The organism is Pseudomonas sp. 3B-A001-10F (assembly GCF_056313565.1).
Window position 1 is genome coordinate 1 of record NZ_JBQYFW010000095.1, and the last position, 373, is coordinate 373.

A 373-nucleotide genomic window follows, 5' to 3' on the forward strand; every position below is an offset into this window, starting at 1 on the left:
TGTCGCGGGCGGCGATCTTTCTGGGGGATGAACCGGAGGAACTGATCCTCGCGCTGGCCGGGGAAACGGTGCGGTTCTATCACTTTCGCGCGGGACGGCTGACGGCGATCAGCGATGCCTATGGCAATCGTCTGACGGTGCAGCGCGATCGCTCTGACCGGGTGCAGCGACTGGACAACGGCGCCGGGCGTTCGCTGCTGTTGCGCTATGACCGCGCGCAGTTGGTTGGTGTGGATTACCAGGTGTTTCGCGACGGTGCCTGGGGCACCGAACAGGCGCTGGTCAGTTACCGCTACGACGCCTATCAGCACCTGATCGAAGCAAGCAACGCCGTCGGTGACAGCGAGCGCTACGACTACGACGACGCTCACGT

1 pseudogene is annotated in these 373 nt (G+C 63.8%); it reads left to right on the forward strand.

The features are described from left to right. Positions 1–373 (forward strand): annotated as a pseudogene (locus tag AC0ZWN_RS28900) (RHS repeat protein); the annotation flags it as partial.